The sequence below is a fragment of the Burkholderia sp. LMG 13014 genome, from assembly GCF_905232215.1.
GTDB lineage: Bacteria > Pseudomonadota > Gammaproteobacteria > Burkholderiales > Burkholderiaceae > Burkholderia.
On record NZ_CAJNKE010000157.1, the window covers coordinates 1 to 11,634 of the forward strand.

At 67.2% G+C, this 11,634-nt stretch carries 12 protein-coding genes; 10 read left to right on the forward strand and 2 right to left on the reverse strand.

All coding sequences use genetic code 11. The annotated features are described in order from the left end of the window. From JYJ84_RS17220 to JYJ84_RS17260, 9 genes are all read left to right on the forward strand, one after another. On the forward strand, positions 1-657 hold a 657-nt coding region (locus JYJ84_RS17220; protein WP_205189318.1), incomplete at its 5' end, for an SDR family oxidoreductase. Between the two features lie 40 nt (positions 658-697). After that, positions 698-1,540 carry an ureidoglycolate lyase gene (locus tag JYJ84_RS17225; RefSeq protein WP_122947807.1) on the forward strand — a complete coding sequence of 281 codons (843 nt, stop codon included), beginning with the start codon at positions 698-700 and terminating at the stop codon, positions 1,538-1,540. A gap of 23 nt (positions 1,541-1,563) precedes the next feature. Beyond that, positions 1,564-2,841, forward strand: coding sequence for an L-fuconate dehydratase (locus tag JYJ84_RS17230; RefSeq protein WP_175223158.1), 1,278 nt, complete (start codon positions 1,564-1,566; stop codon positions 2,839-2,841). Positions 2,842-2,901: 60 nt separating this feature from the next. Further along, complete coding sequence (locus JYJ84_RS17235; protein WP_122947805.1) at positions 2,902-3,678, forward strand: SDR family oxidoreductase; 777 nt, start codon at positions 2,902-2,904, stop codon at positions 3,676-3,678. Positions 3,679-3,690: 12 nt separating this feature from the next. Further along, positions 3,691-5,229, forward strand: coding sequence for a sugar ABC transporter ATP-binding protein (locus JYJ84_RS17240; RefSeq protein WP_175223157.1), 1,539 nt, complete (start codon positions 3,691-3,693; stop codon positions 5,227-5,229). A gap of 16 nt (positions 5,230-5,245) precedes the next feature. Further along, positions 5,246-6,283 carry an ABC transporter permease gene (locus JYJ84_RS17245; RefSeq protein WP_122947803.1) on the forward strand — a complete coding sequence of 346 codons (1,038 nt, stop codon included), beginning with the start codon at positions 5,246-5,248 and terminating at the stop codon, positions 6,281-6,283. Positions 6,284-6,371: 88 nt separating this feature from the next. Beyond that, the gene (locus JYJ84_RS17250) at positions 6,372-7,313 is read left to right on the forward strand and encodes an ABC transporter substrate-binding protein (protein ID WP_174956009.1); all 942 of its coding nucleotides are present in this window, start codon (positions 6,372-6,374) and stop codon (positions 7,311-7,313) included. A 63-nt stretch (positions 7,314-7,376) separates the two neighbouring features. Further along, positions 7,377-8,270, forward strand: coding sequence for an amidohydrolase (locus JYJ84_RS17255; protein WP_175223156.1), 894 nt, complete (start codon positions 7,377-7,379; stop codon positions 8,268-8,270). Positions 8,271-8,338: 68 nt separating this feature from the next. Next, entirely contained in the window at positions 8,339-9,106 is a 768-nt protein-coding gene (locus JYJ84_RS17260; RefSeq protein WP_174956007.1) for a FadR/GntR family transcriptional regulator, read from the forward strand. A gap of 23 nt (positions 9,107-9,129) precedes the next feature. Here the strand turns inward: JYJ84_RS17260 and JYJ84_RS17265 are convergent, their stop codons facing one another. Beyond that, on the reverse strand, positions 9,130-10,371 hold the full coding sequence (locus tag JYJ84_RS17265) for an FAD-binding oxidoreductase (protein WP_122947800.1): 1,242 nt from the start codon (positions 10,369-10,371) through the stop codon (positions 9,130-9,132). A gap of 174 nt (positions 10,372-10,545) precedes the next feature. On the opposite strand from JYJ84_RS17265, the gene JYJ84_RS17270 reads away from it, so the two are divergent. Beyond that, positions 10,546-11,271, forward strand: coding sequence for an SMI1/KNR4 family protein (locus JYJ84_RS17270; RefSeq protein WP_122947799.1), 726 nt, complete (start codon positions 10,546-10,548; stop codon positions 11,269-11,271). 146 nt (positions 11,272-11,417) lie between these two features. Here JYJ84_RS17270 and JYJ84_RS17275 read toward each other — a convergent pair. Then, a partial coding sequence (locus JYJ84_RS17275) for a hypothetical protein (RefSeq protein ID WP_205189319.1) occupies positions 11,418-11,634 on the reverse strand: 217 nt, incomplete at its 5' end.

Genomic DNA, 11,634 nt, shown 5'->3' on the forward strand with positions numbered 1-11,634 from the left:
ATCAACGAAGCCGCGCTCGTGCGGCTCGAGGCCGACGCCGAACGCGCGGGCGGCCGGCTGACCACGCGGCGGCTCGATGTGACCGATGCGCAGGACGTCGCGGCGCTTGCGGCGAGCGAACGCGCGTTCGACGTGCTGTTCAACTGCGCGGGCTTCGTGCACCACGGCTCGATCCTCGACTGCGACGACGACGCATGGGCGTTCTCGCTGGACCTGAACGTCACGTCGATGTACCGGCTGATCCGCGCGCTGCTGCCCGCGATGCTCGAAGCCGGCGGCGGGTCGATCGTCAACATGGCGTCGGCCGCGTCGAGCGTGAAGGGCGTGCCGAACCGCTTCGTGTACGGCACGACCAAGGCGGCCGTGATCGGGCTGACCAAGGCGGTCGCCGCCGATTTCGTCGAGCGGGGCATCCGCTGCAATGCGATCTGCCCGGGCACGATCGAATCGCCGTCGCTGGAGCAGCGGATCGCCGACCAGGCGCGCACGCGCCACGTGTCGACCGACGAGGTGCGCCAGGCGTTCGTCGCGCGCCAGCCGATCGGCCGCATCGGCAGCGCGGAAGAAGTGGCCGCGCTCGCGTTGTACCTCGCGTCCGACGAAGCGTCGTTCACGACCGGCGCGATTCACCTGATCGACGGCGGCTGGTCAAACTGACCAGGCCTTCCTTTCACTTTCCGGTTCCGCTCAAGACGACATGAAACTGCTCAGATTTGGCGACAAACACCATGAAAAGCCGGGCCTGCTCGATGCGCAGGGCCAGATCCGCGACCTGTCCGGCGTGATCGACGACATCGCCGGCGACGCGCTGTTGCCGGCCTCGCTCGCGCGGCTGCGCGACATTCCGCCGTCGTCGCTGCCGCGGGTCGAAGGCACGCCGCGGCTCGGCGCGTGTGTCGGCCGGGTCGGCAAGTTCATCTGCATCGGGCTCAACTATTCCGACCACGCGGCCGAATCGGGGATGGACGTACCGAAGGAGCCCGTCGTGTTCGGCAAGTGGACGAGTGCGATCTCGGGGCCGAACGACGACGTCGAGATTCCGCGCGGCTCGGAGAAGACCGACTGGGAAGTCGAGCTCGGCGTGGTGATCGGCCAGGGCGGCCGCTATATCGCGGAAGCCGACGCGCTGTCGCACGTCGCCGGCTATTGCGTCGTGAACGACGTGTCGGAGCGCGAATTCCAGCTCGAACGCGGCGGCACGTGGGACAAGGGCAAGGGCAACGACACGTTCGGGCCGCTCGGCCCGTGGCTCGTGACGGCCGACGACGTGCCCGATCCGCATGGGCTGCGGCTGTGGCTCGACGTGGACGGCCATCGCTACCAGAACGGCACGACCGCGACGATGGTGTTCCGCGTGCCGCACCTGATCAGCTACCTGAGCCGCTTCATGAGCCTGCAGCCGGGCGACGTGATCTCGACCGGCACGCCGCCGGGCGTCGGCCTCGGGCAGAAGCCGCCCGTCTATCTGCGCGCCGGACAGGTGATCACGCTCGGCATCGACGGGCTCGGCGAGCAACGCCAGCGCACCGTGCAGGCCTGATTTCCTTTAACGGACGGTTCGCCATGCCTATCATTCGATCGATGCGCGTCCTCGACGTGCGCTTCCCGACTTCGCGCCAGCTCGACGGCTCCGATGCGATGAATCCGGACCCCGATTATTCGGCGGCTTACGTCGTGCTCGAAACCGACCGCGACGGGCTCGAAGGTCACGGGCTCACGTTCACCATCGGGCGCGGCAACGAGATCTGCTGCGCGGCGATCGACGCGATGCGTCACCTCGTCGTCGGCCTCGACCTCGACTGGATCCGCGCGGACATGGGCCGCTTCTGGCGCCACGTCACGTCGGACAGCCAGTTGCGCTGGATCGGCCCCGACAAGGGCGCGATCCATCTGGCGACGGGTGCCGTCGTCAACGCGGTGTGGGATCTGTGGGCGAAAGCCGAACGCAAGCCGCTGTGGCGGCTCGTGGCCGACATGCGCCCCGGGGAACTGGTGCGCGCGATCGACTTCCGCTACCTGACCGACTGCCTGACGCCGGACGAAGCGCTCGACCTGCTGCGCCGGCAGGCGCCGGGCAAGGCCGAACGGATCGCGTTGCTCGAGCGCGACGGCTACCCGTGCTACACGACGTCGGCCGGCTGGCTCGGCTACAGCGACGACAAGCTGCGGCGGCTGTGCCGCGAAGCCGTCGAAGCCGGGTTCGAGTACGTGAAGCTGAAGGTCGGCGCGAACCTGGAAGACGACATTCGCCGCGTGACGATCGCGCGCGAGGTGATCGGCCCGGCCCGCCAGCTGATGATCGACGCGAACCAGGTGTGGGAAGTCGACGAAGCGATCGACTGGGTGCGCGAGCTGGCGTTCGCGCGGCCGTGGTTCATCGAGGAGCCGACGAGCCCCGACGACGTCGAAGGGCATCGCAAGATTCGCGACGCGATCGCGCCGGTGCAGGTCGCGACCGGCGAGATGTGCCAGAACCGCGTGCTGTTCAAGCAGTTCATCGCGCGCGGCGCGATCGACGTGGTGCAGATCGATGCATGCCGGCTCGGCGGTGTGAACGAGATTCTCGCGGTGATGCTGATGGCCGCGAAGTACGGGCTGCCCGTGTGCCCGCATGCAGGCGGCGTCGGGTTGTGCGAGTACGTGCAGCATCTGTCGATGATCGACTACGTGTGCATTTCCGGCACGAAGGAAGGGCGCGTGACCGAGTACGTCGATCATCTGCACGAGCATTTCGTCGAGCCGTGCGTGGTGCGCGGCGCAGCGTACATGCCGCCGACGGCGCCCGGTTTCTCGATCGAGATGAAGCCCGAATCGCTGGAGCAATACCGGTTCCGCGGCTGAAGTACGGCCGCGCGCGACGCGCGTCATGCGCGCCGACAACATGAACGACGGAGACGCGACGTGGATTTGAATCTGCAACACAAGGTCGTGATCGTGACCGGCGGCGCGTCGGGTATCGGCGCCGCGATCTCGATGCGGCTGGCCGACGAAGGCGCGATTCCGGTGGTGTTCGCGCGCCACACGCCCGACGATGCGTTCTGGCGCGCACTCGTGCAGAAGCAGCCGCATGCCGCGTGTCTCTCGGTCGAATTGCAGGACGATGCGCAATGCCGCGACGCGGTTGCGGAAACGATCACGCGCTTCGGCCGCCTCGATGGCCTGGTCAACAACGCGGGCGTCAACGACAGCATCGGGCTCGATGCCGGGCGCGACGCGTTCGTCGCATCGCTCGAGCGCAACCTGATCCACTACTACGTGATGGCGCACTACTGCGTGCCGCACCTGAAGGCGGCGCGCGGCGCGATCGTCAACCTTTCGTCGAAGACGGCCGTGACCGGGCAGGGCAACACGAGCGGCTATTGCGCATCGAAGGGCGCGCAGCTCGCGTTGACGCGCGAATGGGCGGTCGCGCTGCGCGACGACGGCGTGCGCGTGAACGCGGTGATCCCGGCCGAGGTGATGACGCCGCTGTACCGGAACTGGCTCGCCGGCTTCGACGATCCCGACGCGAAGCTCGCCACCATCGCAGGCAAGGTGCCGCTCGGCAAGCGCTTCACGACAGCCGAGGAAATTGCCGATACGGCCGTGTTCCTGCTGTCCGAACGCGCCTCGCACACGACGGGCCAGTGGCTGTTCGTCGACGGCGGCTATACGCATCTCGACCGCGCGATCGGCTAAGGGCTGCGATCCATGCAACTCGACCTGAACCCGAACCCCGCGCCGCCGCTGATCGCGTTGACCGGCATCGGCAAGCGCTTCCCCGGCGTGCAGGCGCTCGACGATTGCCGTTTCGACCTGCGTGCCGGCGAAGTGCATGCGCTGATGGGTGAGAACGGCGCGGGCAAGTCGACGCTGATGAAGATCCTCGCGGGCGTCTACCAGCGCGACGAAGGCGAGATCCGGATGGACGGCCGCGCGGTGGAGATCGCCGATCCGCGCGCCGCGCAGGCGCTCGGGATCGGCATCATCCATCAGGAACTGAACCTGATGAACCACCTGAGCGTCGCGCAGAACATCTTCATCGGCCGCGAGCCGCGCGGCCGCTTCGGCGTGTTCGTCGACGAAGCGGCACTCAACCGCGACGCGGCCGCGATCTTCGCGCGGATGCGCCTCGATCTCGACCCGCGCACGCCGGTCGGCCGGCTCACGGTGGCGAAGCAGCAGATGGTCGAGATCGCGAAGGCGCTGTCGTTCGACTCGCGCGTGCTGATCATGGACGAGCCGACTGCCGCGCTCAACAACGCGGAGATCGCCGAGCTGTTCCGCATCATCGGCGACCTGCGTGCCCACGGTGTCGGCATCGTCTATATCTCGCACAAGATGGACGAGCTGCGCCAGATCGCCGATCGCGTGACGGTGATGCGCGACGGCAAGTACGTCGCGACCGTGCCGATGGCGGACACGTCGATGGACGCGATCATCGCGATGATGGTCGGCCGCCAGCTCGCCACCGAATCCCGCACGCCGCCCGATACGTCCGCGAACGCCATCGCGCTCGAAGTGCGCGGGCTGTCGCGCGGCCGCGCGATCCGCGATGTCGGCTTCACGCTGCGGCGCGGCGAGATCCTCGGCTTCGCGGGGCTGATGGGCGCAGGCCGCACCGAGGTCGCGCGCGCGGTGTTCGGCGCGGACCCGGTCGACGCGGGCGAGATCCGCGTGCACGGCAAGGCCGTGACGATCCGCACGCCGGCCGATGCGGTGAAGCACGGCATCGGCTACCTGTCCGAAGATCGCAAGCACTTCGGGCTCGCGGTCGGGATGGACGTGCAGAACAACATCGCGCTGTCGAGCCTGCGCCGCTTCGTGCGCCGCGGCGTGTTTCTCGATGCGCGCGCGCTGCGCGACACCGCGCAGTCGTACGTGCGGCAGCTCGCGATCCGCACGCCGTCGGTCGCGCAGCCGGCGCGGCTGCTGTCGGGCGGCAACCAGCAGAAGATCGTGATCGCGAAGTGGCTGCTGCGCGACTGCGACATCCTGTTCTTCGACGAGCCGACGCGCGGCATCGACGTCGGCGCGAAAAGCGAGATCTACAAGTTGCTCGACGCGCTCGCCGCCGACGGCAAGGCGATCGTGATGATCTCGTCGGAGTTGCCGGAAGTGCTGCGCATGAGCCACCGGATTCTCGTGATGTGCGAAGGCCGCGTGACCGGCGAATTGCGCGCGGCCGATGCCACGCAGGAAAAGATCATGCAGCTCGCGACGCAGCGCGAGTCGACCGTATTGTCCTGATTCAGCCCCTACGATCATGTCCAACGATACGCATCCCGTTCCGCCCCTTGCTTCCGGCGACACGCCGGCCGGTGCATCGAGCCTGAAGTCGCGCTTCTTCAACCCGACCGCGCGGCAAAAGCTGCTCGCGTTCGCGAGCCTCGTGCTGCTGATCGTGTTCTTCAGCTTCGCGTCGCCGAACTTCCTCGAAGTCGACAACCTCGTCGCGATCCTGCAGGCCACCGCGGTGAATGGCGTGCTGGCCGTCGCCTGTACCTACGTGATCATCACGTCGGGCATCGACCTGTCGGTCGGCACGCTGATGACGTTCTGCGCGGTGATGGCCGGCGTCGTACTGACGAAGTGGGGCATGCCGCTGCCGCTCGGGATCCTGGCCGCGCTGTGCTTCGGTGCGCTGTCGGGCAGCGTGTCGGGCTTCGTGATCGCGAAGATGAAGGTGCCGCCGTTCATCGCGACGCTCGGCATGATGATGCTGCTCAAGGGGCTGTCGCTCGTGATCTCGGGCACGCGGCCGATCTACTTCAACGACACGCCGGGCTTCACGTCGATCGCGCAGGATTCATTGATCGGCAACCTGATTCCCGCGCTGCCGATTCCGAACGCGGTGCTGATCCTGTTCCTCGTCGCGATCGGCGCGTCGATCGTGCTGAACCGGACGATCTTCGGCCGCTACACGTTCGCGCTCGGCAGCAACGAGGAAGCGCTGCGGCTGTCGGGCGTGAACGTCGATGCGTGGAAGATCGCGGTCTACACGTTCAGCGGTGCGGTGTGCGGGATCGCCGGGCTCCTGATCGCGTCGCGGCTGAATTCCGCACAGCCCGCGCTCGGGCAGGGCTACGAGCTCGATGCGATCGCGGCCGTCGTGATCGGCGGCACGTCGCTGTCGGGCGGCGCGGGCAGCATCGTCGGCACGATCATCGGCGCGTTCATCATGAGCGTGCTGACGAACGGCCTGCGCATCATGTCGGTCGCGCAGGAGTGGCAGACGGTCGTGACGGGCGTGATCATCATCCTGGCCGTCTACGTCGACATCCTGCGCCGGCGCCGCCGCTGATACACGCACCCGCGCAGGCATGCGCTTCAAAGCCGGTTCCGGCCGGTGTTCCAGTCGTTCCAGTCGATACGAAAAAAGGAGACGCGAAGTGATCAGGAGCAAGGTGTTGAACGCGATCGTCGGGCTGACGTTCGCCGTCGGCGTCACGGCCGGCGCGCACGCGCAGGAAACCTACATCCCGCTGATCTCGAAGGGCTTCCAGCATCAGTTCTGGCAGGCCGTGAAAGCGGGCGCGATGCAGGCCGCGAAGGACTACAAGGTGAAGGTGACGTTCGAAGGCCCCGAAACCGAGGCGATGGTCGACAAGCAGATCGACATGCTGTCGGCCGCGATCGCGAAGAAGCCGGCCGCGCTCGGCTTCGCGGCGCTCGACAGCAAGGCCGCACTGCCGCTCCTGAAAAAGGCGCAGGCCGAGAAGATCCCCGTGATCGCGTTCGACTCGGGCGTGGACAGCGACATCCCGGTGACGACGGCCGCGACCAACAACAAGGCCGCCGCGTCGCTTGCCGCCGACAAGCTCGCCGCGCTGATCGGCGACGAAGGCGAGGTGGCCGTGGTCGCGCACGACCAGACGAGCCGCACCGGCATCGACCGCCGCGACGGTTTTCTCGAACGGATGAAAGCGGCGCATCCGAAGGTGCAGATCGTGACCGTGCAATACGGTGAAGGCGACCAGCTGAAGTCGACCGAGGTGACGAAGTCGATCCTGCAGGCGTATCCGAAGCTCAAGGGGCTGTTCGGCACCAATGAAGGCTCGGCGATCGGCGTGGTCAATGGCGTGCGCGAGATGAAGCGCAAGGTCGTGATCGTCGGGTACGATTCCGGCAAGCAGCAGAAGGACGCGATCCGCAGCGGGCTGATGGCCGGCGCGATCACGCAGAACCCGATCGGGATCGGCTACAAGACGGTCGAGGCGGCCGTGAAGGCGATCAAGGGCGAGAAGCTGCCGAAGGTCATCGATACCGGTTTCTACTGGTACGACAAGACCAATATCGACGATCCGAAGATCGCGGCGGTGTTGTACGACTGAACGTTGCGTCGAGCGGCGGTGGCGCGCGCCGCCGCCGCCGTCGCGACCGGACACGAGGGCATCATGGGCGCAGTGCGCATCGATTCGCATCAGCACTTCTGGCGCTATCGCGCCGCCGATTACCCGTGGATCGGCGCCGGGATGGCGGTGCTCGCACGCGACTACCTGCCCGACACGCTGTGGCCGCTGATGCATGCGCAGGCGCTCGGCGCGTCGATCGCGGTGCAGGCGCGCGCCGGGCGCGACGAGACGGCATTCCTGCTCGAACTCGCACGCGACGATGCGCGTATCGCGGCGGTGGTCGGCTGGGAGGATCTCGCTGCACCGCAGCTCGCGGATCGTATCGCCGAATGGCACAGCCCGAAGCTGCGTGGCTTCCGCCACCAGGTGCAGGACGAAGCCGATGTTGGCGCGTTCGTCGCGGAGCCGGGCTTCAACCGCGGCGTCGCGTGGCTGCAGGCGCACGGCTACGTGTACGACGTGCTCGTGTTCGAGCGCCAGTTGCCGGACGTGCAGGCATTCTGCGCGCGGCACGACGCGCACTGGCTCGTGCTCGATCATGTCGGCAAGCCCGCGCTTGCCGATTTCGAGCGCGACGACACCGCACTCTCGCGCTGGCGTGCCGCGTTGCGCGAGCTGGGCGCGCTGCCGCATGTCGCGTGCAAGCTGTCGGGGCTCGTGACCGAGGCCGACTGGCGGCGCGGCCTGCGCGGGAAGGACGTCCGACATATCGAGCAGTGTCTCGACGCGGCGCTCGACGCGTTCGGCCCGCAGCGGCTGATGTTCGGGTCGGACTGGCCCGTGTGCCTGCTGGCCGCGTCGTATGACGAAGTCGCGTCGATCGTCGAACGCTGGGCCGAATCGCGGCTGTCGGCGGCCGAGCGCCACGCGCTGTGGGGCGGTACCGCCGCGCGTTGCTACGCGGTGCCGCCGGGCGCGGTGAAGCGCGGCATATAAAATAGGCGCGAACGGTCTGTTCGATTCGTCAGACCGTCCGGAACGAAACCGATCACCTGCATCAACGTATGTCCATCCAGCCGATTCAGAACCGCCGTCTCTACCAGCAGATCGCCGACAAGCTCAGTGCGATGATCGAGTCCGGCGATTTTCCGCCGGGCAGCTATCTGCCACCCGAGCGCGAACTGGCCGAACAGTTCGGCGTGTCGCGCACGTCGGTGCGCGAGGCGCTGATCGCGCTCGAAGTGAGCGGCCTCGTGAGCGTGCGCGTCGGCGACGGCGTGAAGGTGCGCCACCCCGAAACGGCCGCCGCACCCGAACCCGCGCCTGTCCTTGCGGAGAAGGCGGCGCCGTTCACGATCATCGAGATCGATCCCGAACTCGGCATCGCACTTGACCTCGATACCGAAATCCCGCCGTTCGCGCTGTTGCAGGCGCGCCGGCTGATCGAGCCGGAAGCCGCGTCGCTGGCCGCGAAGCACGGCTCGGACGAGCAGATCGAAGGGATCCACGAGGCGTTCCTGCGCAACCAGGAAGACAACCGCAGCGGCTCGCTCACGCATCCGGGCGACCGGCTGTTTCATATCCGCATCGCGGAAGCGAGCGACAACGCCGCGTATGCGCTGATGATCAAGCAGCTGCTCGCGCACAAGTACGACCTGATGTTCCAGCGGCTGCAGTCGCTGTACATGCCGAACGACATGCCGCACCGGTCGGAACAGGAACACCGTGCGATCCTCGATGCGATCCGCGCACGCGACCCGGACGCCGCGCGCCGCGCGATGGCCGAACATCTCGACGAAGTGATCCGCATCTTTGGCCGCGCGCTCGACTGAGCGCGCTTCGATGCGTTGCCCGGTCAGAAGCGATCCGCGCGATACGGCGCCGGATCGGTGAAGGGCGCTTCGCCCGTCATCATCTCGGCCAGCAGGCGGCCCGTGACGGGACCGAGTGTCAGCCCGTGATGGTTGTGCCCGAACGCGAACCACAGCCCGCGATGCGCGGGTGCGGGGCCGATCACCGGGCGCATGTCGGGCGTGCACGGCCGGAAGCCGAGCCACGGTTGCGGGTCGAGCCGCTCGCCGAAACCGAACACCGGCCGCGCGACGCGTTCCGCGCGTTCGAGCTGCACGCCGGTGGGCGGCACGCCGCGGCGGGCGATTTCGACACCGGTCGTCAAGCGCAGCCCGCGCTTCATCGGGGCGATCACGTAACCGTATTCGCGATCGACGATCGGCGCCGACGGCACGCCGCGCGCGGACGGCGCGTAGTGCATGTGATAGCCGCGCTTCTCGCGCAGCGGGATCTTGTAGCCGAACTTGCCGAACACCGTGTCGGACCACGGCCCGAGCGCGACGACCACGGCCGGCGCGGCGGCCATGCCGTCCTGCGTCCTGACCTGCCAGCCCGGCGACCGCGCTTCGAGGCTTGCGGCGTCGCCCGTCAGCAGCGTGCCGCCGCCTTGCACGAAGAGTTGCGCGTACGCTTTGACGAGCGCTGACGGGTCGACGACGCTTTTCGGATCGAGCCAGTGCAGCGCGCCACAGAAGCCTGGCGCGAGGCTCGGTTCGTGCACGCGCAGCGCGGCGGCATCGAGCGGCGTGATGCCGAGCCCGTGGCGGCGCGCGGTGAGTCCGGCGTCGGCCACGCCGCGTTCGAATGCGGCCGGCGTGCGGAACGCTTCCAGCCAGCCGTTTGCGCGGATGAGCTCGCCGGCGCCGGCCCGTGCGATCAGCGCGTCGTGCTCGACGATGCAGCGCTCGATCAGCGGCAGCATGTCGCGCGACGCTGCCGCGTGACGCAACGGCGCCGATTCCCACCAGAAACGTGCAAGCCATGGCGCGAATGCGGGCAGCGACGCGCTGTGCCAGTAGAGATCGGTCGAGCGGTTCAGCGCATAGCGCATCAGCGTGAACGGGCTGCGCGGGAACGGATACGGTTCGACCGACGAGCGCTCGATCAGCCCCGCGTTGCCGAAGCTCGTGCCTTCGCCGGGTGCGCCGCGATCGACGAGGGCGACCTTGCGGCCGCGATCCTGCAGGTGCAGTGCTGCGGAGACGCCGACGATGCCTGCGCCTAGAACGATGACGTCGAAATCCATCGGTGGTGGTGAATGACGGTTAGCGAACTGCAAGCATACTCGCGGTGGCGTGGGGCACCAAGAAGACGCGCATGGCCTGCGCATGGCAGGTGGCCCGGGCGCAGGCCATGCGCGATCGATGCGACGACGCGGGCAGTAGAATGCGCGGGTTCCGGCATTCGAGGGTGACACGCAATGATCGAGTTGACCGCACCGGCTTATGCGGCGGAGTTGAAGCGCTTCCGGGCGAGCGGCAGCGTCTGGCTCGCGGCGCACGAGATTCCGGCCGATGTCGGTGTGCCGCCTGCCTGGCGCGCGTTACTCGCCGCGCCGGACGACGTGCTGGCGGATACGCTCATGCAGATGTGGGCCGGCATCATCGAACGATTGCCGGCCGTCGCGCAATTCTTTCGCGACAAGCTCGCGCGTCCGGCCGTGTTCCGCCACGACGGTGGCGACGTCGTGCTGCTGTATCCGTACACGATCGAGCACGACGACCTGAATTTCTTCATCGGTCGTGCGCCGTTGCGCGAGCGGGTGCCGGTTGATGCGCCGTTCCGGGCCGCACTGCCCGAGGCGCTGCGGCTTTTCCATCAAACCGTGCATGACGGCTGGACGTTCTTTCCCGCGAATTCGATGGGGCCGCTGCCGCTCGCCGATCAGGCGGCGCTGACGGACAAGCTTGACCTGACACCTGCCGAGACGCGCAAGCTCGGCATGAACCCGGATCGCGTGCGGACCGTGTTTCATAACGGCAGCGGCGATTGGCTGTGCGTCGATTCGAGTGAAGGGGCCGATGACGGCAACCCGATGGGATGGATAGCGTGGCACGAACGTCCGACCGAGCTTGAGCACGTGGACTTCTGGGCCGTGATGAACGCATGGTTCGAGATTTTCGTCGAGGAAGCTGACTGGCGGTAGTCGTTCACCGCGACTTCAAGCCATCGCGAACAACGTTCCCACCGCGCGAGTGCATGTATATCGACGCTTTCAATGCGATGTGTCGGCGGCGATATCGCACGACAGAACGTATGAAGTTTGGCGTCCCCGAGCGTCCAATCCGCTGATCAATTTCCCGACGTCGACACCGGATCGACATCGGCAAACACGTTCGCGCGCCCAGCGCCGATTCCGCATACTTTCCAGCGTTTCTCGCGGGTGTTTCCCACTGGTTGGTCATGCGAATTTTTACCTAAGATGAAGCCATCATGCGCGTAATTCGGTGCCTGCACGCGCATGGAGAGAGGCGGGAGGCAGCGCCGGAGCGACGCCAGCGGATGTTGC

Coding starts and splice junctions, on each gene's coding strand:
- JYJ84_RS17230 (WP_175223158.1), top strand. CDS start 1,564: ATGCCTATCATTCGATCGATGCGCGTCCTCGACGTGCGCTTCCCGACT.
- JYJ84_RS17245 (WP_122947803.1), top strand. CDS start 5,246: ATGTCCAACGATACGCATCCCGTTCCGCCCCTTGCTTCCGGCGACACG.
- JYJ84_RS17265 (WP_122947800.1), bottom strand. CDS start 10,371: ATGGATTTCGACGTCATCGTTCTAGGCGCAGGCATCGTCGGCGTCTCC.
- JYJ84_RS17270 (WP_122947799.1), top strand. CDS start 10,546: ATGATCGAGTTGACCGCACCGGCTTATGCGGCGGAGTTGAAGCGCTTC.
- JYJ84_RS17225 (WP_122947807.1), top strand. CDS start 698: ATGAAACTGCTCAGATTTGGCGACAAACACCATGAAAAGCCGGGCCTG.
- JYJ84_RS17240 (WP_175223157.1), top strand. CDS start 3,691: ATGCAACTCGACCTGAACCCGAACCCCGCGCCGCCGCTGATCGCGTTG.
- JYJ84_RS17255 (WP_175223156.1), top strand. CDS start 7,377: ATGGGCGCAGTGCGCATCGATTCGCATCAGCACTTCTGGCGCTATCGC.
- JYJ84_RS17260 (WP_174956007.1), top strand. CDS start 8,339: ATGTCCATCCAGCCGATTCAGAACCGCCGTCTCTACCAGCAGATCGCC.